Source organism: Solibacillus sp. FSL W7-1464, from assembly GCF_038004425.1.
Classification (GTDB): Bacteria; Bacillota; Bacilli; order Bacillales_A; family Planococcaceae; genus Solibacillus.
The window spans coordinates 1470089-1495755 of sequence record NZ_JBBORC010000001.1 but is presented as its reverse complement, the minus strand read 5'-3'; the positions used below and the strand labels follow the sequence as shown (position 1 = coordinate 1495755).

Sequence of the window (25667 nt, the reverse complement as noted above, 5' to 3'; positions counted from 1 at the left end):
TAGAACATAATCAAAATTAATTCCTGAAATGTATCAAGTGTTTAATAACAGAAAAACACGGACAATCTCCAGGATTATCCGTGTTTTGGTTCTACTTCAATATTTCCTCATACGCATCGATTATGAACTGGATTTCCTTTGTGACTTTCAAATCTTTCACACCATCCATTGCATATAAAATATCGCGTTTGGCGTTTTCTTTGTCCCCTAGTTTGAAATAACATAATGCCCTTACTGCAAACGCCATGTACATCATCGACAAATCAAGCGGGTGCTGATTGTATTCTAATATTTCGATGTCTTTCAAAGTTTGCAACGCTTCTTCATACCGCTCAAGCATGTAGTAGGCATACCCATACTGTCCATTAAAGAAAATGTCCGCGCTGTATGAAAAGCCTTCTAAAACAAAATTATTTTCAAATCGGGTTGCAACTGTTTTCTCGTAATCTTTTTCGATCTGATTTGTGTAGAGAAGCGTTACAAGCTGCTCCATGAGTGTTTCAGTCGGATCTTCCATAATTTCTGCGAATGCCCGGATTTTCTTTAAATAATATGAAGCTTTTTCCTCCTCTTCTTTTGAACAGTGAATGAAAAACAAAAAGCGGTAAAAATCGTTTAACCGATAGACGATTTTCTTTTCTTTTGCTAATTTTAATGCTCTTTCCAAATACACTTCCATTTGGACATCATCATTCAGTGCTGCATAGGAAACCGTAATATTATAGTATAAATCGAGTTTTTCAAGGTCGTCTATCAAGTCCCCGTATTTCTCGATATACTTTTCCCCTTCAAGTAAATACTGGAGGCCTTCCGCATATTGATTTTCAAGAAACTTTATATTCCCCATACGGGCATAAATCTTCAATATTTTCGAATAGCCGTGTACTTGTTCATACATTCTGATTAACTTGGCGAATGGTTTTTCCGATAAATCCATTTTCGCAAAGTAGCGCATTGTTAAATACACTTCGTAAATGCGCACTTCCTCGAACGTTGCCCCTTTAAGGCTGCCATTTTCATAAAATGGATGGATTAGATGATACAGTTCGAGAACTTTTTCATTTATTTTCTTATCATCATGCTCTTTATTCAGAGCTAAACGTTTTACTTCAACATTCCGGTATAATTCTTTCATTTGCTGATGATTTTCGGTTTGCATGAGCTCGGATACATCGATATCGAGCTGTTTTGCGATATGCTGAAGACTTTCCATGGATGGCTGTGCCTTCCCGTTTTCAATCAGACTGAGCATCCCTTTTGTAATTCGGTCTCCCGCTACTTGGGCAAGCGTCATTTTGCGCTCTTTTCTAAGTTCTTTTATTTTGGCACCAATATTCAACACGTCGTCACCTCATTAAATACAGTTTACCAAAAATCAAATAAAAGGCGAATTTTTTAACCTAATTAAACATTTAAATCAAAATAAATTAAAATGCTTTAAAATAATTTTAATTTAATTAAACTTATGTATTGCATTTTAACAAATCTCGCCATATAATAAGTTTAATTAAATTAAACAAAGGGGTTTTTGTTTATGAATGAACATCAGAAATTAAAAAGAGCAACGTATCATTTATACACGTTTTTAATAAGCAAAATGATTGGTGCGCTCGGGTCACATGTTTACAGTTTTGGAATCAGTATGTATATTTTATCGATGACAGGTTCTTCGCTTAGTTTTGCGACAAATATTATTTTAAGCTACTTACCGCGCACGATCATGTCACCGATTGCAGGTCTATTAGGGGATCGCTTACCAAGAAAATGGCTTGTGCTCAGCGGGCAAGCCGGCGTTATACTGACTGTGGGCGGATTATTGCTTTACACGCATGAATTTGGATTATCTTTAATCGCGATATATACCGCAACAGTGTTCAATAGTATTTTCAGCACATTTTCAGGTGTGGCATTTTCCGCTTCGATTGCCAACCTTGTTGATGAAGCCCGACTTCAGAAAGCGATGAGCTTTAACCAGTTGTCCTATTCTATTTCAGGTATTGGCGGACCGATCTTCGGCGGAATGTTATTCGGTTTTGTATCGATGGAAATGTTCCTCATTATCTTTATCGGTGCTGCTGTTATAACACTTTTGTTGGAATCTACAATGAACTTTGTACTTTATAAGAAAGAAACAGTAAATGAGAATGCGGAGAAAGAATCGATGTTAGAAAGCTTTAAAGCCGGCTTCCGATATGTCAATTCGAAACCTATAATTAAAGCGATTCTATGGACAGCACTTTGGTTAAATTTATTTTTTACAGCGATCAATGTTGGCGGAGATTATATTTTATTGACGATTTTGAATTTAGATCCAAAATATATCGGTTTTACTGAGGCTGGTGGTGCAGTTGGCGTTTTAATTACATCTGTTTATTTTGCATCTAAAGCAACCGTCAAATTTCCTTTACTAACAGTAAAACGATCCCTGTTTGCCTCTTCTGTTGTTGTTATTCTATCGGCAATACCGCTTATCATAACATTTTCGGCAATGATGAATTTCGTCTATTATTTAATCATCATGTTTTTATTCGGGGCATTGGGTGTCATCACAAATACCCCACTTGGCGTGTTGATGCAAACTTCCATTGAAGAGGAGTACCGCGGGCGTGTTTTTGGGATTATCGAAATGATGGCGATGAGTGCTATGCCTGTCGGGACACTAGTTTTTGGAATCTTATATGAATTCATTCCGGCACAATATATTTTAATCTTCAGCGGTCTGATCTTGATTGGAATTGTTTTATTATTACTTCGCCCTTCAATATTAGAAATGGCTCACCCTGAATTGAAAAAGGTGAAGCTGGATACAGAACCGGTAACCGAATAATAGACTTTCACTCGAATTAGAGCTAAATTTCTATATTAGCTCTTTTTTTCTTTAAATAAGAGTCCATATAAGTTTGATATACTGTCAAAGTTTCTGTACAATTTATATTGTAATAATTTTTATATTAGAGAGGCTGATATTTCATTGAATTTCCACAACTATTATTTTATGCCAGAAGGTAAATATTCAGAATTTCAGCAGCTCCTGTCAAACAACCCATTTCTGGATGTCCAATTAGAAGATTATAATCAAGGTTATAATTTTTATTATCAATTTGTTTATAATCTGTATACATATTTAACTACGGATGATTACGAATTAATAATGGATGATCACATACGTTTTTACTATCCTTTTCAGTCGTATCTTCATGAAATAATCATAAAGCAATACGAGCTGCAGAGATTTAAAATTAAAAAGAGCAATGATCCTTTAATTTGTTTACTATTTTCTGTTCTTCTAAAAAATAAATTAAAGCAAACAATACAGGGCATTGTTGAGGAAGCCGGCTTCACATCGGAATTGCCGTTGGAGTTAATAAACTTTTACGACAACAATCTCCTTCCATCCCCATCCAGTCAGATCATCAATTACATTCATGTTCAGTTTCTTCAACAATTAAAAGAAAAAATTTTTGTCGGCACTTACTTCAGTCAATTGATAAAAGATACTGTTGATCGTACAAACCGGTATTATTTCATACATCAAAAGGAGTTATAACATGCATACTTGTTCCGATACATCATTACAACTTAGTTTGAACAACGAATTACGATTGATCGAACGCTCGTTAACACTGAGCATAAAGCAATTTAAAACTTTTTATGCCAATAAACAGTTTGATGAAGCATTTGAGCAGCTTCAATTTATTTTGGCCATCATAGAAAGGTCCAACAACCCGGAACATGTGACAGAAGCGCTCGTTTGCTGTGTTAATTTTGCTTCCATCGTTTCTTCCATTCCACAAAGCGATATGCTGATCAACTCAATCATTCACACGATTGATACAGATTCTTTCCCTCAAAATTTGTCTATGTGCCACTACCTATTAAGCATCCATGCACTTGAAAACAATAACTATCCGGAAGCGGTTCAATATGCAAAAAGTGCATATTTTTATGCGTTGGAAATGAAAGAAGACCGATTATTTTACGAATGTAATGCTCAGTTACAGCTTGTAACCGCCCTTTTGGAAACCGGAAGTTTTGAAGAAGCTAATAAATATATTGATCAGTTCAACTGGTATATTGAACATTGTAAAAACGACGCGGAAGTTGTTTTCGTTCATTCCATTCAGGCAAGTACAAACTTCTTGAAGAAAAATTACGAAATGGCCATTTTTGCAATGTCTTCATTGTTAAAGAAATTTAACGACTCGAACGAAATTATGTATACTTCGTTTTTAGCAAGACACTTCTATCGGATTATTAAGAAGCATCCAGAGGCGAACTTGCTATACAGCGATTTACTGACATTTTGCGAGCAAATAATTGAACGTCACAAGTCATATATTCCTGCTGACCTGAATACTACTCAAAATGTTTTGATATATAACTCGAGGCAGTTTTATCAGCTTGCCAACATTTTTTTTACGGAGCACCTTAAAGAAAATAACCTTGTTTCGATGTATAAACTGGAGCTTAAAAGTCATATGAACTTCAGGAAATTATTTGATCTGATTGATGGTGAATCTGCCAACAATCAGCTCATTATCTACCCCTACAGCGAACAAAAGTTTTTACTGATTACAACCGAAAAATATCAGGAGGTTCTGTTGAATAACCGGCAATTAAAAAGCTGTGTAATTTATATTGGTTCTGCGGAAAATACCGAACAAAGAAGTTTTTACGAACTGTATAATGAATTAAATTTATCAATCGTCGGCCAAAAATAATGCCGCTTCAATAAAAACGCTGTCCATCAATAAGCTGGACAGCGTTTTTCATGATACAAACAAATCTTTTGTTCCATTAGCGTGATTCTTTTGGCGGCTGGCACACTTCACACTTTTGCTGTTTGTTTTCTTTGAACTTTTTCCAAGGTTTTTGGAATGTGTTCCCGCAAGCACATTGGAAATCTAATTTTTGCGAAAAACCTTTAAATTCTGTTGATAATAATTTTGTATCTGTATTCTTTTCTACATATTCCTGAATCGAATGGATTGTCCATTTTTTTGACATTAACTACACCTCCACAAGCTATTTATTATAGCACGAAAGTTTATTATTTCCTTAATTAAATAACCAATCTACCACAAATCCGAATCCTTGAAACGCAAAATAAAGAAAAAGGAGACCAATAACAATAAATCCTAGACAGCCAAATAACCCGGAAAACATAAACAGCTTAAAATTCGGTCCTTTCCGGCTGCCCCACTCCTCTTTTTTATCACTCGTGACGGAATTGATTGTATGACAATGCGGACATTCCTTAATATATGTCCTTTTCTGTTGTTTTCTCCCGTTAAATATTTGTATTTGCGATGAAAAAGAATCCGTAGAAAAATCGATTGTCATTCGTTCATGACAGTTTCTACATTCAATTTCTACTTTTTTGCCATCCATGAATGACCAACTCCTATTATTTCGTTACTTAGCGCAGGGAAGCCTGTAATGAAAACATTTTAAGCAGCATATCTAATCACGATTGAACAAATATTTTCTTGAATCTGCTTCGATCCGTCGATCACAATTATCGCAGCCAATGCTTGCTTGTCGATTTTCTTTAAACCGCTGATATTTTTTAGTGCCTTCCATTAATTTGAATGGTTTTCGGCAATACCGGCAAGTTGTCTCATAAAAAAACATTTTGAACCATTCCTTTTCGCAAAATCTTTTATTATTATAACTTAAAATGAAAAAAACCTATTGCGAGAAGTAATGATTTCTTCGCAATAGGCTTTGATTATGATTTTAATAATTTAACCGTAACTGTTTTACGTCCCCAATTTTTAGCTGTCGATTTTTTACTCATAAAGACATCGATTTTATTTCCTTTAATGGCACTGCCAATATCACCGGCAACGGCAATCCCATAGCCTTCTACCCAAACCTTAGAGCCAAGCGGAATGATTTTCGGATCTACTGCAATGACCTTCAAACTCGGATTCTTACGCAGGTTTAACCCAGTTTTCGTAATACCTGAACAGCCTTTGCAATTTGCTGTATAAGCCGTTGCTGACATCTTAATCGTCTTTTTTACATTTGATGGGTGTGTAGCGGATGCTTTAGTTGCTGTTTCTTTTTTCACAGCTGGTTTATTTTTAACTTGGCTTGGTAATTTAAGGACTTGTTTAATTTGTAAATTTGTTGTCTTTAAACCATTTATCGCCATGAGTTCTTTTACTGATGTATCATATTTCTTCGCAAGCATTGTTAAATTCTCGCCTTTTTTAATTGTATGTGAAGCTGCCTCTGACGTTCCTGCAAAAATAAATGTGCTTACGGCCATAACCGCAATAAATGCTACTATTTTCTTGATCATACTTGAATATTTCCCTCCAGAAAAAGTGTCGTGAAAAATCTTTTTGATTCAACATGACCTAGCATAACCTTCCTATGTTTCATGGAGATGACAAAATAACGCTACTAATATTACAATTCGATAACAAAGTGTCGAAATATGTCGAGAATATATTACGAATATCTGAATAAACTTAATTATTCAACTAAAATATCCCTATTATTTAACAATTTTCTCATGACTTTTTCCCCTTTTTACACGTATGAGTAAAAAACTATCCTACAGTAACAATTTATGCTAATATATTTTTTGTTTTGATTTTAACAATAGAAAGAGTGAACTGATTGGAAAAAGGCACGAAAGAATTAAGTTTATTTAAGTTAACATGGCCATTATTTTTAGAGTTGTTCCTATTTATGCTGATGGGATTAGCGGATACTTTTATGTTAAGCGCTGTATCGGATGATGCAGTAGCAGGGGTAGGAACAGCCAATCAATATATACAGATTGCAATTTTATTATTGGGGGTAATCGGTACAGGTGCTTCCATAGTTGTTTCTCAATATTTAGGGTCTCGCCTAATTGCAGAAGCATCACAAATTGCCGCTTTATCGGTAACACTCAATCTGCTCGTCGGTTTAGTCATCAGCGGGTTATTTTTATTGTTTTCCGATGTTTTAATGAAGATGATGAATCTGCAAGGTGCTGTATTGGAAGCAGCGCAAAGCTATTTAGTCATTGTCGGAGGTTTTATATTCGTTCAGGCTTTAATTACTTCCATGTCATCGATTATCCGTGTGCAAGGCTGGACGAAGCAAACGATGTATGTTTCACTTGCAATGAATATTGTGCACGTTGTTTTAAACTATATTTTAATCTTTGGTAAATTCGGAATGCCGGAACTTGGTGTGGAAGGTGCAGCGATATCTTCCGTTATTAGTCGTGCCCTTGCTGCAGCTGTATTTTTCTGGCTTTTATACCAGGCATTAGAAGTTCGTATTGAATGGGCCGATTACTATAGATTATCCAAAAACTATATTTCAAAAATCTTGAAAATCGGGATTCCTTCCGCACTTGAGCAGGTACTCTACCAGACAAATCAAATCGTCCTTCTCTACTATGTAACATTTATTGGAGCCGAGGCATTATCTGCCCGCCAGTATGCTGTGAATATCTCGATGTTTACCTATCTTTTCGCAATGGCTATCGGGATGGCAACTGCTATTTTGGTCGGCCGGTATGTCGGAGCTGGTGAGAAAGAGCTGGCCTATAATAAAGTATGGTTTGGTGTAAAATCTGCGCTAATTTTTACATTGTCCATGGTTGCAATTATCATCCTTTTCCGAGAGCCGTTCATGGGCCTCTTTACTGATAACGAAGAAATCATTAAAATCGGGGCAAGTGTACTATTACTAAGTATTTTCCTGGAGACAGGACGTACAATTAACATTACAATCATTAACTCATTGCGTGCTTCCGGGGATGCCGCATACCCTGTCCGTATTGGATTTGTTTCCATGATTGTCATCGGGCTATCGCTGGGTTATTTATTCGTCTTCGTTCTTGATTTAGGTCTTGTCGGTGTATGGCTGGCTATTGCATGTGATGAATGGATTCGTGCAGTGCTCGTTATTTTCCGCTGGCGAAGCCGAAAATGGGAACGCTATGCGATTGTCGGTTCAGATAAATAAGCATGCTAAAACATCCATCTCCTCCTAATGTGAGGTGATGGATGTTTTTGGCTGCCGGAAAGCCCTAATGCACTTCATAATGGAAAAAACGCCTTCTGCAATAGCTGCGAAGGCGTTTTTACAAAATTATTTAGATGATTCGTCAGCTGCAGCTTCTTCAGTTGAAGCTTCTTCTGCTACAGCTTCTTCAAGTTCTGCATTTTCTTCTGCCAGCAATGCTTCTTCAGCTGCACGGCGTTTTGCTTCTTCTGCAGCTTTTTTTGCGGCTTCTTCAAGTGGTTTGTTGACAACACCTAGGCACCAAATAAATTCTTCCCATGCCATGTTCCACCCTTTGAATACTTCTTCCGAGTCATCCCATTTTACTGAGTATGCGATCCCATCTTCAGTCTTCACAATGGATAATGATAGATCTGCACCAGCACGGTCACTTAATAATTTGATTTTTCCTTCTTCATCAAAACGTTCCTCGATATTATCCTTTTCTGTGAATGAACGGCTTTGCGCAATTTCAAATAGAACATTGCTATGAATTCGGTATTTATTTTTTTGCATTTTTTTCCCAACTTCCATTCTTACGATTAGTCAAGTGTATTTAATTAATTTCTTTTGTTTTGATGATTTAGTTTTAAGGGTGAGGGGTACCCCTCACCCTTAAAACTAAATTTTCACATGACGAAAAGACCTAACGATTTCTATTTTTTTCGAAAGGTCTGTATGGTATAGTTGAATTACATTTCATTACGATTTCTGAGCTGGTAGTGCGGACTCATAATCGTACATAATGCCACGTGTCAGTAACTGAAATGTCACTTTCAGAAATTTATTGACGCAGGCGATGATCGCAACCTTATGAGGCTTTCTCTGAGGTTGCGTTTTTAATTTATAATAGTAATCCGCAAAATGATTGGGTTTGTCTTTTAACATAAGCATTCCTTGCATCATGAAATATAAAATTTTCCGCAAATGTTTATTGCCACGCTTATTGATACGATCCCGATATTGTGTGTTACCGGATTGATACCGCATGATGTCTATGCCTGCATAAGCGTTTAATTGTTTCGCATTTTGGAAGCGGCGAATATCACCGATTTCACCAATCAGACGACAAGCGGTTGAATCGCCCACACCAGGAATCGAACGGAATACAAGATATTCTTGACGTTCTTTTGATAGCTCTGTCATCTTTTGGACGATTGCTTCTTTCTTCTCTTTTAATTCCGCAATACGAGTGGCGTAATCCTTTACTTGTTCGCATCGAACATCTGACGACTTAATTGCCGGATAACTATTTTGAGCTGCTTCTATTAGCTCCATCGCCTTTTTCTCGGCACGGGTAAGTGATAGATTCTTTTTCGTATTTGATTTCAAACGATTTTTAATGACCGTTTTTGAATGCGACAAAACAAGTGCTGGATGTGGATATAGTTGTACGATATTCAAAAATAAAGCAGAACTTGGCGTAATGAGTTTTTCAAGCTCTGGAAAGCTCATATGTAAAATCGCATGCATACGACTTTTTAATAAAATCATTTCCTCATCGATTTCATCGTAATATCGGGTTAAAGCACGCATTTGTTCATAATAATCATCTTGTATATAAGTTGCTTCACGCTCCATTTTAAAGTGCGTTCTCGCTAATTCATGGGCATCACTTCTATCCGTTTTATGGCGTCGCATTTTCGCCATCTGTAAATTCGCTTCCAGTGGATTCATACGACTGTATGTATAACCATGATTTTTGAAAAACGCTTCAACTGGTTTTGAATAAACACCTGTCGCTTCAAATACAATTTGAGGAGTTTGTCCATCAAGTCTTGAGATTTCTTCAATCCGTTTGTGTAAACGTTCAAAATCAACTCGAGTATGATAGAGTTCTCCTTCAAACTCACATTGACGATAGCCATCGTAAATAACCATCGAACTTTTCCCTTTACTTACATCAAACGCAATGACATGTTTCATATAGTTTCTCCTTTTTAGCCAAATATAGAAGTCTTCACAATACCTTATCGATTCCACTTTCTTATACACGATCTCTTGGACCCAACATACTAAACTGATTCATATAAGGGCGTGAAGTTAGCCGGTTTATTATACGGACTCAGAAATGGTCCCAGAGGCTGGTCGACTTTTCTTCACTTCTACTATAAAAAAATAGTAGCACAAACCATGGCCTTGGTTTGTACTACTAATGTTAGTATGTTTATTGATTCATTACTTGTACTATCTTACAACGTTTCAAAAAAATTATCGCGATTTTTTTCAGTTTAGCACTTTAAATTATTTTATCACAAGTCGGTACAGTTAAACCACTAACGATTGCACAAAACAGAACGTATATTCCTTATTTTATGAAAAAAATATAAAAAAACTCGTGGAGTCTCCATAAACTTCACGAGTTTAAAATTATTATAAGGGTTAGTAGTAATACGAACCACTATTTCGCTTTTCTGCAATTTCATAAGCTAGTCTAATAATGGATTTTGCCAGCTGTGCATATGTTACTTCTTTTTTCGGTGAGAACATCGATTGTTCTGCCCCTTGAAGTCCTAGCACATGGGAAATTGCCACATATCCGATTTTTTTCGGGTCGATCTCAGTAGCATCTTTAATCGTTAACTGATAAATGTCCGGATGCTTGGCTGCTTGTTCAAGACCAAGTGTACGGATGTACCAAACGGCCAATTGCTCATTTGTTACGTTTTGATCGATGTTCAGTTTATCTTCAAGCGGATTTAAAATGCCAAGCCGTGTTGCTGTTTCCACTACATTATAGTAAGGGTGATTCGGATTGATCTCATCGAATGATACTGGTGGCTGCTCCTGACGATATGCATAATAATCCTCATAGAAATAAGTGATGGATTTAATAATTGTCTGCAGCGCCTGCCCTTGTGTGATAGCCGTATCCGCATTGAAAGTTTTCGGATCCTTCACTTCAATTGCGCCAGCCTGGATTAAATAGTTCAGTTCCTTTTCTGCAGTCGGATGAGTTACTTTCGCTTTTTCAGTTTGTGCATATGGGCTGACAATTTCGCCGCTGTTGGCATTGATTTGATAAGTCTCTTGTCCATTTACAGTCGGCACGTAAACAAGCTCATATTTACCGTCTTCGTTTTGCAGTCGGTGATAGACCAGCTTAACATCCAGTGCATCAGCAAATCGTTTCTTTGCTTCCTCACCTGAAACTGTTGCTTCAGCATCCGGCCACTGTTCAATCTCTAATGGATAGCGATAGAATGATTTCAGTTTCCCTTCGTCATCAATTGTTACCGATAGACTGTCACCATTTACAATCAGTCCATTTTTTATTCGAGGGAAATTCACATAATGCACTTTCGATTCTTTATCGTAACCCGGATCTGTATTTGCCATTGCATATTCATGTACGGAGGTCGGAGCAAGTTCCTTCACATATTTTTCCGCCGCTGCAAGAACTTTATCTTTATCCAGTCTTGGCACTGTGTTTTCCGTTTCACCTTCTTCAAGTGGGATTGGACTATAGAAATCAGAGTACGAAATAAGTTCCCCTGTATTTTTATTGAACTCGATCGAAGAACCAAATGAGCCATTTTGGTATCGGTAAGAATAAGAAACACTGATTACAGCCTGATCATTCATTTCATGTTCATAAGCATGATCAATTGTGAACTTAGTTGTGTTCCCCTGGTTTTCTACTAACCGTCTTGCAATTTCTTTCGCGTCATCCATTGTAATTGGCGATGGTGCTTTTAATTGACTAGGAGCAAGCGGTTGTATTGCTACGTTACTATTTAACGATTCTACCTTGCCCGCAGTAGTTGCCCATTTATTCGATGCTGCATGTAAGCCAATTACATTTGGAGCTGGCAAGTAAACAAGTTTTACAGCAGGTTTTGACGATGTTAAAGAATAATCAATCGAGTACTGCAATGTTAAATCCAATTGATTTCTCATTTTTTCCAGCGCGGCTTCTTTTGAAACAATATTTTTCGCCTCTTCAAATGCCATGCGTTTTTGTTCCGGAATCATTTGTGTGAAATATTGAATTTTTCCATCGCCCAGAACATTCACTACAATCGACTGATCCTGTATTGGAATATTTTTTTCAGTTGAAGTGAAGTTGAAATTGTATGTGATCGGCTCCGTGATTAAGCGGCTGAAATAATTGGGTGTTTCATTTGATAACACGTAATTGGATGATGAAGCAACCTTTTTCAAGAAATCTTCCGCGATTTTACGTCCTTGTTCTTCCGTTATTTTCCCAGGAAATAGCGCATCTTTAAGATTTGCAGGGCTAAAATAGAGATGCTCTATTTCCAGGTTGTCCGATCTGAATGATGCGCTGCCACTTTCCATCTGTTTATTAACATTTTTCTGAAATGTTAACTCATAGCGTGTCGTCAAATCATCTGCATAATGATAGCTCATCGATGTCATTTGAAAATCACTATCAGAGTATGTAGCGAACATCTCCGGTAACTTTGTTTTTAAAATTTTAATCAGCTGCTCTTTTGTTACACTTTCTTCCGTCATTGCCACATAGATGGGTACCCTTTCTTCTTTCGGTTTAACAGAAGTTTCTGCAAGAGCGGGACCGGCAAGCAATCCTAGAGAAACAATCGACATGCCTAAAGCGGTTGTCCATTTCTTCATTTCCAATTCCTCCTTTTATGTTCTACCTATTATACGCCTAATTATTGGCAATAGTTTCAATATATTGGATATTAAATGAAATTATTCCTTTTCATCCAGGAAACATTGGGAGATTGTGTTCGATAGTGAGTCATGATAGAATTTTTCAGAGGTGAAGTTCGTGAATATTGTAACAGCAGGAATGCTTGTATCATTTTCCGGCATTATTGTCGTTTGTTTAGGTTTGTTTGGCATCCTGCCTAACACTAATCAAACATTGAATTATGTTTTTATCGGCATCGGATGGGTGTTTATCCTGATCGGCATCGTCATTCGTATTATCGGTATGAAACTTGAACGGAAAAATAAATAGTAAATCCCGAGTACCGCTTTAAGTACTCGGGATTTTTCCGTTTGCATACCTTTCTTTAAATAAGCTCCTCTTCAAGCAAATAATATTTCGCTCCGTTTATATCCACTTCGCAGGTAAGGATTCCGGATGTATTTATATGAATGTCTGTTATTTCCCCTACCTTATTAATAATATGGGCTTCATAAAATTTGCGATAATAATAGGTTTCACTATCCAGTTGTTCATCGATTAATATTACTTTCACAGTATCCATCAATTGAAATTTCGGCTGATGCCGCTCAAATTCCAGATCAAATAGATTTAGCTGACGCAAAGAAAATTCACCTGCCAATATGTATTCAACAACTACATTCGACAAGTGAATTCGATTTCCTTTATTCAGGTGAAATTATAATAGAATGGATGCAAATTAGCTATGTTAATCCTGCATTTTAGGTAACGGCAAAATCGTTTCGTTATTTTTCTGCTCTGGTTTTAAATAAATGACAAGCTCTTGCTGATATGTACCATTTTCCAATAAATAATGATCCAGTGTGTGGCTGTCGTACTGATAGCTGCCAAACGGAAAAGAAACACTTTCGCCCTTTACAGCAGCGAGCAGTCCCGCAACATCGTTACTGACCATTTGCAAAACTTCTTCAGCGGTTTCTGTTAATACAAATACAACATTCATCTTTTTACTCTCCTATACCCCTATAAATAGTGTCGCCTGTGCAATGGCGATATAAAACGCCGGGTCCTGCACCGGTGCTTCATCCCATATTACCAGCTTAACCGAAAACATATCCGATTGTTCATTATAAACTGCAAGCCATCTTGCGATAACCTCATCATTGATAATAAAGTTGGACCAGTCTTCCATTTCTTTGTCAATTTTCATTCTAAATTTGTCGTTTGAAATAAATAGTTCAGGGACGCCTATACGCCAGTTTTCGTAATTAATGATATATTTTTCGTTTAGAACATGATCTTTCCCTTCAAACCACACTTTCCCACGTCTAAAAATCTTTTTCACTTCGAACAATAATTGTCCATCATTACGGAGCACCGCATATTTCAAAAAATAGCGGTGATCGAAATAGCCATCCAGCACCTTTTTCAACCCATTATCATAAATGCGCTGAACTTTCAGGATTTGTTCCCCCGCTTGATTGTATACTGGCCGCTGTTCCGTGGATTTTATATCTCCTAATACTTCGTACGTATAAGTCTGCATTGATTTCCCCTTAATAAATAATCTTGATTTTATTGAGTATCCGCCCTATGAAATTTTGCTTTTCATCAAATTTTTCACGTTTTGAAAGTGCTTCATCCGGATGATCGGTAATGACACCATCTACATTTTTCTCATAAAATTTTTGCATATCCGACTCATCATTTATCGTCCAGACGAACAGCTCCATACCGCGGTCTACAACCTGCTTCTGAATATTTTTTGTCGCAAAAGACTGCTCTACTGAAATAAAGTCGGCATTTGATTCCGGTAGTTTCCCATAGGCGATGGAGTAAATATGACCGGTATGAATCCGGGGTTCCAGTTCTTCCAGCATTTCCATTGACGGCAAATCAGGCGATTGAACATAATGATAATCCAAGGCATCATATTCATCAAGCAGATCGACAAAGCGCTGAAGAAAGTCCTCTGTTTCAAAACCATGTGTTTTCAGTTCAATAAGCAATTTTATATTTAAATCACGACTCATCTCAAGCACTTCCTCAAAAGAAGCGATCGTGTCGCTGAACCCATCCGCCAAAACAGTCGTCGTAACTAGTTCATTGAGCGTTAAATCATAGACAATATCGTCTTCACCCGCCAAGCGTGACAACGTTTTATCATGATGGACAACAAATTCCCCATCCTTCGTTTGCTGAATATCGATTTCCACTAAATCCGCTTCTGCTTTTTTTGCAGCCTCAATGGCATTTAATGTGTTTTCCACACCGCCATCCATAAATCCTCGATGGGATATGATGTTGGTTTCGGGTTCGTAAATCGTTTTTTCCAAACTGATCAGATTAATACCGCTCACAAGGAAAAAAGCGAATACAACAATGATAAAGGTCCATTGGCGAATCGTTTGTCTAAATGATTCTTCCTGAACGATTAATGGTTTATGGCGTGTTAACTGAAATGCCACCATTACGATCAGCTGTGTAAAGAACACTTGCAATATAGTAAAAAACAGAATGATGACGCCCTGTGCGAGGGTCAGCGTAAAGCTTGCGGTAACAAGTCCCCAGTCCGGCTTCAGAGTTTCAATGATAAATAGCGGTGTTAATACTATAAATAATGCGAACAATAAAAGCGTTACATTGACAATAACAACAAGCCCGATCATTCCGACCGTCTCAAGCAGTTTCCTTTTCGAAAACTGCCAGCTCATTTTTAATGCTTTAAATAGTGTAACCTCTTGGTAAACCGTAAAAAATGGCCATGTAAAAATAAAGCGTAAACTTATAAAGCTCAATATTATTATTAGCACAATATATAAGACAGTGCCATTCCGGGAGTTCAAAAGTTCATCTATAATGAAACTTGGTACATTGATATTTTGAATCAATGAAACTGGTAATAATGATGAAATAAGCGGAATTAATAACAGGAGGTAAACGACAATCAGCAATGTCTGCAAACTGATAAAATAGACAACCTTCTGATTTAACCGTTTTAACAGCTCTTTCCATGTATATGGAATGGCCCGTTGCTGATAATATGCCAGTAGTATTAAAAATCCTAATTCATAATAGATGAATACAATTCCGATAAAAAATATGATTCCTATTCCTAATATCGCAAACGGATGTGTCAGTAAATACAAGATGCTATCTTGAGTGATCACCTGCACTCCTGTTATATCCATGACAAGCGCGGTAATCAGCCAGATGAGCGGCAATAGAATAAATGCCTGCACAATCCGTAATATCGCAAACGTCCGTATATAATCGACTCGATAATAATACAGATTTCTGAAAATCAGTTTTATAACTCGTTTAATTCTGTCCACAAAACTTCCTCCGACTAGTAATTTCTATTTTTGGTTTTTCTTCATATATTCCTTTGTTTGAAGTAATGTATTTATAAATACCTCCAGCGGCTCCACTCCTCTAATACCGTAATGGTCTTCAAAGACAAAAAAAGGAACACTTGATATTTGCAGCTGCTGTGCCTCATAACGATCCAGTACTAATTCTTCAGTGAATTGTTGTTCTTTTATTATTTTTTGCGCCATGTTCCGGTCAATGCCAATCTGTTCGCAAATGTCCAACAGTGCCTCTATGTCATTTAAATTAAGACCTTCTGAAAAAAAATATTCCATCACAATATCAGCAAACTCCAATTCTTTTTCATAAAGCCTTGCAAGTTTAGTTAAACGGTGGGCATTTTTTGTATTGGCGAGCACTACCTTATCAAGATTGAATCTGACTCCGGCATCCTGTGCATGAATTTCCAACGCTTCCATAAATTCTTCCGTTTTACGGAGATCATTGTTTTTCTTTTTAAAGATTGTGTCGACATAAGATACCGTTTCCGACTTTGAAGCTGCAGGATTGAGTTCGAATGCCCTGTAAACGACTTCCGTTTCCTCATCTAGATTTAACTGCTTAATCGCTTGAAATAATTTCGTTTTCGCAATATAACAAAACGGACAAGCATAATCGGAAAAAATTTCTATTTTCATATTGTCTCCCCCTTTAATTTATGTATTTATCCCTCTATTCTATGGGTTTTTTATTACAATACCCAAAATTCCAAAGAAAAAAGCCGAACCCGACATGGATTCGACTAAATATTATCTAAAACGAAGTAATTGTTGCGAAAAACTCTTCATAAAGTCCCTTTAAAATTTGATCTTCATATTTTGAAAGAACACCAAATACAAGACTAACTTCCGAAGAACCTTGATTAATCATTTCAATATTTGCACCTGTTGCGGAAATCGCAGTTGCCGCACGTGCCGCCAAGCCTGTATTATGGCGCATGCCTTCCCCGACAATGACAATCATTGAAAAGTTATGACTGAATTGAACATCATCTGCGCATAATTCTTCCTTAACACGTTTTACAATACGCTCTTCAATTTCAGGTGTCAGCTGGCATGAACGCATAATAACTGAAATATCGTCTAAGCCAGATGGCGTATGCTCATAGGAAATGTTTTCTTCTTCTATAATTTGAAGAAGCTTGCGACCAAAGCCAACTTCCCGATTCATTAAATATTTTGATACATATAGTATTGAAAAACCACTATCCGCCGAAATCCCTGTGACCGGGCGATTCGTTGCCGGACGAGTTGGTAATATTAATGTTCCGGACGCAGACGGGTTATTTGTGTTTTTAATATTGACCGGAATACCCTGTTTATAGACCGGCATCAATGCCTCATCATGGAATACGGAAAAACCGGCATACGATAATTCGCGCATTTCGCGATACGTAATTTCTTTAATATCGACTGGATCATTTACGACTTTAGGATTTGCAGCGAACACGCAGTCCACATCCGTAAAGTTTTCATATAGCTTTGCCCCAACGGCAGATGCCAATATGGAACCTGTAATATCAGATCCGCCACGGTCAAATGTGCGTAATATGCCTGACTTTGTATATCCGAAGAATCCAGGGAAAATTATAATTTCTTCCGTATCTTTCAATACACTTAAGTTTTCGTATGCTTCTGGAAGTGCATACGTACGTTCCGGGAAGTCATTTAAAATTAACTTATCTTTTGGACTTACATATTTTGCAGGCATGCCGATTGCATTAAAATAAGACGCAATAAGTTTTGCGTTGTTATCTTCACCACTTGCTTTTATATTATCTAGGAATAAATCTTTGTCTGACAAATTTTCTGTCACACGCCCTCGTATATCCTGTTCAATAATATCTGAAATTGTATTGTCTAGACCAAGATCTTCAGCGATATTACGGTAACGATTTACTACAGTCTTAATTTTCGCTTCAACATCGCCTTCATTCATCACGGTGTTTGCTAAATCTATTAATAAATCCGTCACTTTAATATCGTCACTTGAACGCTTACCAGGCGCAGAAACAGCGACAATCTTTCTTTCAGGATTAGATTTCACAATGCTTGCTACTTTTTTGATTTGTTCTGCACTCGCGACAGATGTGCCGCCAAATTTACATACTATCATCTCATCATATCCTTACTCTCAAAATTGATATTTGTACTCACCGAAAAAACATTTGACTTTACACAGTGTACAAATTTATCCCATTTCAGTCAAGACTATTCAGTAAATTCATTAATCTATTTAGTCAAAATACGAATAATTCGTCATTTTGTCAATCTATTATATGAGATTTTTATAAAAAATGATATTTATTTATTTAAATTTATAACATTTTTACAATAAAAAATAATTGTCCTCTGTTAGGCAAATGAAGTGACAAAATAGTGAAACCATCTTACCCACCATCTATAGTAAGGAATAAATGTTTGTTCTCCCATTCGACTGTAAATTACTCTATAATTATTACAATAGGAGTTGTAATTATTATTAGTAGGAGAAGGATATATGAAAATAGTAATTGCAGAAAAACCAGATCAGGCAGCAAAATTGGCTGCCCCATTTTCATTTACTAAAAAGGCCGGTTATTTTGAAGTGAAGCCAAACACATACTTTCCGGAAGGTGCCCTCATTACATGGGCGATCGGTCATCTTTGTGAATTGAAGGCCCCGGAAGAGTACAACGCTGCCTGGAAGAAATGGACGTTGGATACATTGCCGATCATTCCCGAACGTTTCGAGTATAAAGTAACGAAAACGAAATATAAGCAGTTCAATATTATAAAAACACTCACTAAAAGACCGGATATTCGAGAAATCATCATCGGCGGGGATGCTGGGCGCGAAGGTGAACTCATTATACGTACCATTTTAAAAGTATGTGGTGTGAATAAACCGATGAAACGATTATGGATATCCTCATTAACGGAAAATGCTGTGAAAAACGGATTTGCAAACTTATTGCCGGAAGAAAAAACGAGGAATATTTATTTTGAAGCATTAAGCCGCTCCTGTGCTGATTGGCTTATCGGTATTAATACATCCAGATTGTACACGGTACTCCTTAAACGTAATAGCGTAAAAGATGTTTTCTCCATTGGACGAGTACAAACACCCACTTTGGCGCTTATCGTGAAACGTGAGCATGAAATTGCGAACTTTAAACCAGAACCGTTTTGGGAAGTGGAGGCGGAATTCAATTTCAACGGCAAGACCCTCAAAGCAAAATGGCATAAAAATAATGTGACAAGGCTTCTCGAAGAACGCCAGGCAATTGCTGCAGCCAACTTTTGCATCAATAAAAACGTGGAAATTACAAATATAAAAAAAGAAAAGAAGGAATATGCACCACCCCTTTTGTTCAATCTGTCTGCACTACAGGCAACAGCTAACAAAGCATTTAAATTTTCTCCGCAAATGACGCTCGATATTTTGCAGAAGCTTTATTTGAAAGGTGTCGTTTCCTATCCAAGATCGGATTCACAATTTTTGACGAATGAGGAAGCGAAAACATTACCGGCTATTCTCGGACAGTTAAGTAAGCTGGATCAATATAAAAGTCTTTTACCGCCACCGACAACTTCACTTATGAACAATAAACGGTTCGTGAATGAAAAAAAGGTAACCGATCACCATGCCATAATAATTACTGAACAAGTTCCGAATATGGCAAAGTTCAGTGCCGAGGAAGCAAAGATTTATGATTTAGTTGCAAGGCAAGTCATTGCGGCCCATTACAATAATGCCGTATTCTCCTATACAACAATTCACTCGCTTGTGGATCAGCGCGCGGAATTCATTTCCAAAGGAAAAGTTCTGCTGGAGGAAGGTTGGCGTAAAGTCATTCATCATACAAAAGATAGTGCTGATAAAGATGAACTGCTCCCCCTTCTTCAGGAAAGTGAGCAAGGGACTGTCGTGAAAGCAGATGTAAAGAAAGGTGAAACCCAGCCGCCAAACCGCTATTCGGAAGGTAATTTAATTACAGTCATGAAAACGGCGGGTAAACATTTGGAAGATGCGGAGCTGGAAAAAGTGTTATCGAAAACGGAAGGATTAGGTACGGAAGCTACACGCGCCGGAATTATCGGCACACTGAAAGACCGGAACTATATCGAAGTGAGGAAAAACCAAGTGTTTGCAACGACAAAAGGCATGCTGCTCATTGAGGCGCTGGGTGAAAGCATATTAACGTCCGCATCCATGACAGCTAAATGGGAGCAGCGCCTTTCTGAAATTGGTGAAGGGCACGCTTCCCCGCAAGTATTTATGGAACAGGTAAAAAAACTGGCCGATAAATTGATAGCAGATGCCGGCGAGCGTGAAAAAGTCTGGGCCTTCAACCAAAATGATGTGGAGAAAATCACCGAAAACAATCCCTATACGAAAAAGTATAAGAAAGAAAAAACAGTTGTCGGGAAATGTATTCTTTGTGATGGATCCATTGTCGATCACGGTACTTTTTACGGCTGTTCAAACTATAAAAAAGCCAGCTGTAAATTTTCAGTTTCCAAAAAAATACTCGGAAAAACAATTACACAAACGAATCTGAAGAAACTTTTAACTTCCGGTGAAACGGACTTGATCAAAGGATTTAAAAAAGGCGGAAAAATCTTCAATGCCCACCTCATTTGGGATGAGAAGGAACGAAAGACAAGCTTCAAATTTACAAAGTCATAGTAATTTACTTCATTTTAAAAATAACATCACGAAAGTTAGTGTCGAACACATAACTTTCGAGGTGTTTTTTTCTTTTATGACTTGTTATTAATTTCTGTTGAATATAAAGAAAAATTACGCAATAGCAGTCGGAATACAGAAATCTACCAGTACTATACTAATTAACTTATAAATATTATTTTAAAGGTAATTGGATTGTCTCCGATTGGCTGTTCCACTTGATACTCGCTTCAAGCTCTGATCCTTCCGTTGCATTCGAACAGCCATATGGCAGAAAGAACATGCCATTTTCATCTAATGAAATGGAGGCCCCTTCTGTATTATCAACACTAAATTCCAATTGTTCCGGCATTGAATCATTTCCCAGGTATTTTATATAGCCTTTAGTAGCATTGCAGCCACTATCATCTGTCACTGTATATTGGACTCTCCAATTTTCACTTTCACCAAAAAACACATAACCTTTCTGTATGCAGGCAGATAAAAGAGTAACACTAAACAAAATTAAAATTCCTATTTTCGAACTAACGAGCTTCAATACAGCACCTCCGCAATGGATAGATTTCAGTATGGCTTACTCCATGATAAAATCAATTACCCGATCTATGTAACTTTCTAAAGGATCTTTAGTATTTACAATGATATATGAACCTTCATCTGGTTTCTTACTATTCTCAATCGTAAATTTAAATATTTCTTCTGAGCTGGCCTTTTCTATTTGACTAACCATTCTATTTCGACTTTGTAATCTATTATTAATTTCCTGATAATCATTCAGATAACACTCTACGTATTTGTATGCGGCATTATACTTTTTTGACAATCCTATCCCTCGCTCCACCATTTCCTGATAAAGACAAGGACTATCTAAAACGACATTCTGTCCTTGTGATAAATGAAATTCCACTAAAGACCAATCAACATTATAGGCAATCTTTCCAGCAAGTTTTTTCTCTATTGGAATTTCCTCAAATGACGTTAATAACGAAGATTTTACAATATCATGATCTACTATGACTGCTCCAGTTCTCTTGGCAATTTGTCGAGAAAGCGTCGACTTGCCGGAGCCCGGGAATCCGGACATCTGTACGAAAAGCATGTTTAACAACTCACTTCCTCAAAATTTATTGACTAGTCTAATATAAACTATTAAGTTCCCAAATATTCTGCTTGGAGTGCCCTTTCAATTATGCCCTTTTCCCAAAACACACTGTACGCCTTTGCATCAGATCTGGAACTTACTATTTTATGAATTTCCTGTCCTGTATAATGAATCGCAACACCATCATCAACAGCAATTCCTGATTGTATTTTATTAGACTCAATCAGTTGATGATATGTACGCCTTCTTTCCGTTTCTCCATCGTAATGCGGACAATTACTCCCCTTTAACAATCCCAAACAGGTTATTGGTTCAAGTCCGTCCCCAAAGGAATCTGTCACCCCCTGTTCAAACCAACAGATTGCCCCTGCACTTAACCCGGCTAAAATAACGCCCTCCTCCCAAGCTTTTCTTAAAATACGATCTAATCCCCTTTCCTTCCACAAAGCTAAAAGGTTTTTCGTGTTTCCCCCACCAACATATATAATGTCATTCTCTAAAATAAAACTTTCCAAATCCCGAGAAGGTGGGTTATTTAGTGATAAATGAGATGGGTCGCAATCTTGTGTATTAAAAAAATTATAGAAACTGGATATGTATTGTTCAGAATCTCCACTAGCAGTAGGCAGAAAACAAATTTTCGGTTTTGACGTTTCCGCCTGTTTTAAAATATAACGATCTAAAAGCGGATTATCAGGTTCCATTGAAAAGCCCCCGCCGCCCATCGCAATTATTTGTTTCGTTTTCATTTGTGTACTCCTTTCAGTTATGAAGAGTATTTAGTGTCTCCCCGCATTTTAGCTTTATTAATATATTCTGCAAAATTCGCGATAATCCTTGAGTACCTAACAAAAAAGCATTGCCATTTAGACAATGCTCTTTTACTGATCAAATAAAATAACACGGATTAAACCCCATCTAAAACCGTTAACAGCGCAATTGTGATACAGGATATCATAAGCGTGAAAGCTCCTGTCATTACATAAACATTAAACCTGAAATCCTCATCTTTTCTTGATTTATCGATGATCAGTGCTAATTTTAAACAAAATAAAACAGCTAAAACCGGTGTACCGTATACTGCCATAAAAATAAAAAACATAATTTCCTCCAGGTTTTCAAATAAATTCTCGTTACCAATAACCTATCTTTATATTAACAAATTTTACGATATTAACGGATGCTCTTATTAGACTGCCCATTATGACATCCATATGCTATATGTTAACAGCACCCCTTTTTTAAGCTAATTATTATCCCAATGTAGAAAATATCAACATTTCAATGTTATACTAATGATATAAAAAGGGGGATTTATTTCATGGAGAAAAGAAAACGGACGATATTTTGGATCATACCAATCGGGGTAATTGGTATATTTTTTTACTTTTTCGGTCCGCAAAAAGCTGTTACAGATAATGACTACATTACATATATTCAAGCTACACCCGTTATGGAAAATAGCGATATTACGATAGAAGATGCCTTCAAAAATTATTGTGAAGAAAATCGCTGGGAATACTTCCAAACGAAAATGATGGAGCATGTTGTGGAATTTAAAGGTAAGTGCAAAATCGATAACAAAGTACAGCCAGTTAATTTACAGTATGTTGTTGAAAAAGGACAAACGGATTACCGTATCGGAGCAATGCTTGTTAATGGCGAACAGCAATCCGAAGAGCAGCGAACAGCATTTTTAAATACAATCCAATAACATGATACAAAGTGGAAACTTTATAAGCTTCCACTTTTTTTGTGTCCCGGCAACTAGGTAATTATATTAATGACCTTCTTAACTTGGACAGTAACCGCTGATGCCTTTTCTTTAGTGTTTCATACTTCAACCTATACGTTTCAGCAATCTGTTTTAATGAAAGCTCTCTTTCATATAAAGCGATCAACAGAGATTGCTCCTCTTCATTTAATTCATCAAACCATTCTGGCCATTCCACACTGGATGTAATCAAATCGTATTGTGGCGTATTAACGATAATTATATCTTCTTCCACCGCCAGTTCATGTTCGGATACGTCATTCGCTTTCGTAAGCGCCCGAATAATAGCATATTTTATATTCATATAGGCAAACATCGCAAAGTCTCCTTTTGTCTCATCGAATTTCTGTAATGCCTGCCAAAAAGCAATCCTCCCTACTTGCATGTATTCATCAAGATCCCGATAAATCTTCAGTTTATAGATGACTTTTTTGATTAATGTTTCATTTTCAGTAAGAAGTTGTTCGATATCCTGCATCTGCATATTTCCAAATCCTTTAAGCTGTGCACAACCGATTATTCCTAGGTACTACAAATTTAAAAAATAGTTGAAAATGAAACAAAGTACGGATTTAGCATGAAAAAATACTTTTGCATAGGTAATAGTCGTAAAATTCACACTTTTATAACGTAAATCGGTCCAAAAAGGAGTTTTTCGCATAATTTTCAAATAAATCAGACTTAACGATATTGACAAAAAACGCGCTATCATGCATGCTATTAGAAAATATAAAGGCATATTGAAGACAAGTACGCAGCAATTGGCTATATAAGAGAGCACATTCCACAGGCTGAAAGAATGGCATAGCAAAACCTGCCGAACCTGCTTCAACAGCTCCTACAAAAATAGGCGCAGACTCAGCGTTATGAGATAAAGTGGAATGCAAGTACGAGCATTCAATTTAGGTGGTACCACGGAAACAGCACATTTCGTCCTAATCAATAGGATTGAAATGTGCTTTTTTATGTATTAAAGCCGCTCAATGTTTTTTACAATATTTTTATCGAGGAGGATTTCGGGTGGAAAGAAAACGTGTTGTAATAAAAATCGGAAGCAGTTCTTTAACGAATAATAAAGGTGAGCTTGATCATGAAAAATTTCATGACCATGTTGCTGCCATCGCCACATTGAAACAGGCTGGTCATGAAGTTATTTTAGTATCTTCGGGCGCAGTAGCAGCAGGTTTCCGAAAGCTTGGCTACCCTTCTCGACCGATTACACTCAAAGGAAAACAAGCTGCCGCGGCAGTTGGTCAAAGTATATTAATCCAAGCTTACGCAGATGAATTTGCCACATATAATGAGACATCCGCCCAAATATTACTGACTCGCTCTGATTTCAACGATAAACAGCGTTACCGAAATGCATACGAAACATTAACAGAGCTATTGGAGCGTTCAATCATCCCGATTATCAATGAAAATGATACCGTATCTGTCGCCGAATTGACTTTTGGTGATAATGACATGCTGTCCGCATTAGTTAGTGGTCTTGTTCATGCAGATCAGTTAATCATTTTAACGGATGTCAACGGGCTTTATACGGCAAACCCATTAACAAACGCAAACGCCATTCGAATCGATCGCATAGAAAAAATTACAGAAGAAATGCTTCTATTTGCTACAGGGTCAGGTTCAAAAGTCGGGACCGGCGGCATGCAGTCCAAGCTGGCTGCAGCCAATTACGCAATTAATACCGGTGTCGAAGTATTTATCGGCACCGGGTCCGGCCATACAAAACTTACCGAAATCCTTGAAAACAACGGTGATGGGACATATTTTGAACGCAATGAAAAGTATGTTCCGACAAATAAACAGTGGGTCCAGCTCTCAAAATCTTCCGGGAAGATTTTTATAGACGAAGGTGCGGTCCAAGCATTGCAGTATGGGGGAAAAAGTTTACTCCCAGCCGGTGTCTATGCCTATGAAGGACATTTCGAAAAAGGCGATGTTGTAGAAGTTTTTGACCGACATACATGTATCGGTCGTGGAGAAATCCTTTATTCTTCAGCTGAATTGGAGCATGCGATGGGCAAACGGACGACAGAGCTCATGAATTACCCGATTGAAGTGATTCACCGTAATCAATGGGTCAAAATTTAAGGAGG

General features: G+C 37.1%; 26 protein-coding genes. 8 read left to right on the top strand and 18 right to left on the bottom strand.

Translation table 11 applies throughout. The features are described 5' to 3' along the window. Window positions 1-91 precede the first annotated feature (91 nt). Entirely contained in the window at window positions 92-1342 is a 1251-nt protein-coding gene (locus tag MKZ25_RS07150; RefSeq protein WP_340800888.1) for a helix-turn-helix transcriptional regulator, read from the bottom strand. Window positions 1343-1534: 192 nt separating this feature from the next. Here MKZ25_RS07150 and MKZ25_RS07145 point away from each other — a divergent pair, with 192 nt between their 5' ends. The 3 genes from MKZ25_RS07145 (at window position 1535) to MKZ25_RS07135 (ending at window position 4721) form a co-directional block, all read left to right on the top strand. After that, window positions 1535-2827, top strand: a complete 1293-nt coding sequence (locus MKZ25_RS07145; protein WP_340800887.1) for an MFS transporter — start codon at window positions 1535-1537, stop codon at window positions 2825-2827. Between the two features lie 144 nt (window positions 2828-2971). Next, window positions 2972-3547 (top strand): hypothetical protein, encoded by a 576-nt coding sequence (locus MKZ25_RS07140; protein WP_340800886.1) that lies wholly within the window; start codon window positions 2972-2974, stop codon window positions 3545-3547. Between the two features lies 1 nt (window position 3548). Beyond that, the gene (locus tag MKZ25_RS07135; RefSeq protein ID WP_340800885.1) at window positions 3549-4721 is read left to right on the top strand and encodes a hypothetical protein; all 1173 of its coding nucleotides are present in this window, start codon (window positions 3549-3551) and stop codon (window positions 4719-4721) included. Window positions 4722-4797: 76 nt separating this feature from the next. Here MKZ25_RS07135 and MKZ25_RS07130 read toward each other — a convergent pair whose 3' ends face one another. The 3 genes from MKZ25_RS07130 to MKZ25_RS07120 form a co-directional block, all read right to left on the bottom strand. Continuing rightward, on the bottom strand, window positions 4798-5007 hold the full coding sequence (locus tag MKZ25_RS07130; RefSeq protein WP_340800884.1) for a hypothetical protein: 210 nt from the start codon (window positions 5005-5007) through the stop codon (window positions 4798-4800). Between the two features lie 51 nt (window positions 5008-5058). Then, window positions 5059-5391: a redox protein gene (locus tag MKZ25_RS07125; RefSeq protein ID WP_340800883.1), complete on the bottom strand. Its 333-nt coding sequence runs from the start codon at window positions 5389-5391 to the stop codon at window positions 5059-5061. Window positions 5392-5731: 340 nt separating this feature from the next. Next, window positions 5732-6310, bottom strand: coding sequence for a 3D domain-containing protein (locus MKZ25_RS07120; RefSeq protein ID WP_340800882.1), 579 nt, complete (start codon window positions 6308-6310; stop codon window positions 5732-5734). Between the two features lie 323 nt (window positions 6311-6633). Here MKZ25_RS07120 and MKZ25_RS07115 point away from each other — a divergent pair, with 323 nt between their 5' ends. Further along, window positions 6634-7980 (top strand): MATE family efflux transporter, encoded by a 1347-nt coding sequence (locus MKZ25_RS07115; RefSeq protein ID WP_340800881.1) that lies wholly within the window; start codon window positions 6634-6636, stop codon window positions 7978-7980. Window positions 7981-8106: 126 nt separating this feature from the next. On the opposite strand, the gene MKZ25_RS07110 is transcribed toward MKZ25_RS07115, so the two are convergent. From MKZ25_RS07110 to MKZ25_RS07100, 3 genes are all read right to left on the bottom strand, one after another. Continuing rightward, entirely contained in the window at window positions 8107-8535 is a 429-nt protein-coding gene (locus tag MKZ25_RS07110) for a homoserine dehydrogenase (RefSeq protein ID WP_340800880.1), read from the bottom strand. A gap of 186 nt (window positions 8536-8721) precedes the next feature. Then, entirely contained in the window at window positions 8722-9945 is a 1224-nt protein-coding gene (locus MKZ25_RS07105; RefSeq protein ID WP_340799980.1) for an IS110 family transposase, read from the bottom strand. 456 nt (window positions 9946-10401) lie between these two features. Continuing rightward, complete coding sequence (locus MKZ25_RS07100; RefSeq protein ID WP_340800879.1) at window positions 10402-12618, bottom strand: YcdB/YcdC domain-containing protein; 2217 nt, start codon at window positions 12616-12618, stop codon at window positions 10402-10404. Window positions 12619-12778: 160 nt separating this feature from the next. Between MKZ25_RS07100 and MKZ25_RS07095 the strand changes: the two genes are divergently transcribed. Beyond that, window positions 12779-12970 (top strand): hypothetical protein, encoded by a 192-nt coding sequence (locus MKZ25_RS07095; protein WP_008408460.1) that lies wholly within the window; start codon window positions 12779-12781, stop codon window positions 12968-12970. 55 nt (window positions 12971-13025) lie between these two features. On the opposite strand, the gene MKZ25_RS07090 is transcribed toward MKZ25_RS07095, so the two are convergent. The 6 genes from MKZ25_RS07090 to MKZ25_RS07065 all read right to left on the bottom strand — a co-directional run bounded on the left by MKZ25_RS07090 (window position 13026) and on the right by MKZ25_RS07065 (window position 18127). Beyond that, the gene (locus tag MKZ25_RS07090; RefSeq protein ID WP_340800878.1) at window positions 13026-13328 is read right to left on the bottom strand and encodes a hypothetical protein; all 303 of its coding nucleotides are present in this window, start codon (window positions 13326-13328) and stop codon (window positions 13026-13028) included. 60 nt (window positions 13329-13388) lie between these two features. Next, window positions 13389-13643 carry a thymidylate synthase gene (locus MKZ25_RS07085; RefSeq protein ID WP_079526108.1) on the bottom strand — a complete coding sequence of 85 codons (255 nt, stop codon included), beginning with the start codon at window positions 13641-13643 and terminating at the stop codon, window positions 13389-13391. Between the two features lie 12 nt (window positions 13644-13655). Further along, window positions 13656-14186: a tubby C-terminal domain-like protein gene (locus MKZ25_RS07080; protein ID WP_340800877.1), complete on the bottom strand. Its 531-nt coding sequence runs from the start codon at window positions 14184-14186 to the stop codon at window positions 13656-13658. A gap of 10 nt (window positions 14187-14196) precedes the next feature. Next, window positions 14197-15975: a glycerophosphoryl diester phosphodiesterase membrane domain-containing protein gene (locus MKZ25_RS07075; protein ID WP_340800876.1), complete on the bottom strand. Its 1779-nt coding sequence runs from the start codon at window positions 15973-15975 to the stop codon at window positions 14197-14199. A gap of 24 nt (window positions 15976-15999) precedes the next feature. Beyond that, complete coding sequence (locus MKZ25_RS07070) at window positions 16000-16650, bottom strand: DsbA family oxidoreductase (protein WP_340800875.1); 651 nt, start codon at window positions 16648-16650, stop codon at window positions 16000-16002. A 115-nt stretch (window positions 16651-16765) separates the two neighbouring features. Beyond that, entirely contained in the window at window positions 16766-18127 is a 1362-nt protein-coding gene (locus MKZ25_RS07065; RefSeq protein WP_340800874.1) for an aspartate kinase, read from the bottom strand. 384 nt (window positions 18128-18511) lie between these two features. On the opposite strand from MKZ25_RS07065, the gene MKZ25_RS07060 reads away from it, so the two are divergent. Further along, the gene (locus MKZ25_RS07060) at window positions 18512-20683 is read left to right on the top strand and encodes a DNA topoisomerase III (protein ID WP_340800873.1); all 2172 of its coding nucleotides are present in this window, start codon (window positions 18512-18514) and stop codon (window positions 20681-20683) included. 175 nt (window positions 20684-20858) lie between these two features. On the opposite strand, the gene MKZ25_RS07055 is transcribed toward MKZ25_RS07060, so the two are convergent. The 4 genes from MKZ25_RS07055 to MKZ25_RS07040 all read right to left on the bottom strand — a co-directional run bounded on the left by MKZ25_RS07055 (window position 20859) and on the right by MKZ25_RS07040 (window position 22887). After that, window positions 20859-21221: a hypothetical protein gene (locus MKZ25_RS07055; protein WP_340800872.1), complete on the bottom strand. Its 363-nt coding sequence runs from the start codon at window positions 21219-21221 to the stop codon at window positions 20859-20861. A 36-nt stretch (window positions 21222-21257) separates the two neighbouring features. Continuing rightward, window positions 21258-21782: an AAA family ATPase gene (locus tag MKZ25_RS07050; protein ID WP_340800871.1), complete on the bottom strand. Its 525-nt coding sequence runs from the start codon at window positions 21780-21782 to the stop codon at window positions 21258-21260. A 50-nt stretch (window positions 21783-21832) separates the two neighbouring features. Beyond that, window positions 21833-22534: a Type 1 glutamine amidotransferase-like domain-containing protein gene (locus MKZ25_RS07045; RefSeq protein WP_340800870.1), complete on the bottom strand. Its 702-nt coding sequence runs from the start codon at window positions 22532-22534 to the stop codon at window positions 21833-21835. A 158-nt stretch (window positions 22535-22692) separates the two neighbouring features. Further along, window positions 22693-22887, bottom strand: coding sequence for a hypothetical protein (locus tag MKZ25_RS07040; protein WP_340800869.1), 195 nt, complete (start codon window positions 22885-22887; stop codon window positions 22693-22695). Between the two features lie 219 nt (window positions 22888-23106). Between MKZ25_RS07040 and MKZ25_RS07035 the strand changes: the two genes are divergently transcribed. Then, window positions 23107-23499 (top strand): glucosamine 6-phosphate synthetase, encoded by a 393-nt coding sequence (locus tag MKZ25_RS07035; RefSeq protein WP_340800868.1) that lies wholly within the window; start codon window positions 23107-23109, stop codon window positions 23497-23499. 61 nt (window positions 23500-23560) lie between these two features. Here MKZ25_RS07035 and MKZ25_RS07030 read toward each other — a convergent pair whose 3' ends face one another. Continuing rightward, complete coding sequence (locus tag MKZ25_RS07030) at window positions 23561-24043, bottom strand: sigma-70 family RNA polymerase sigma factor (RefSeq protein ID WP_340800867.1); 483 nt, start codon at window positions 24041-24043, stop codon at window positions 23561-23563. A gap of 536 nt (window positions 24044-24579) precedes the next feature. On the opposite strand from MKZ25_RS07030, the gene proB reads away from it, so the two are divergent. Beyond that, window positions 24580-25662 (top strand): glutamate 5-kinase, encoded by a 1083-nt coding sequence (gene proB / locus MKZ25_RS07025; protein WP_340800866.1) that lies wholly within the window; start codon window positions 24580-24582, stop codon window positions 25660-25662. Window positions 25663-25667: the final 5 nt, after the last annotated feature.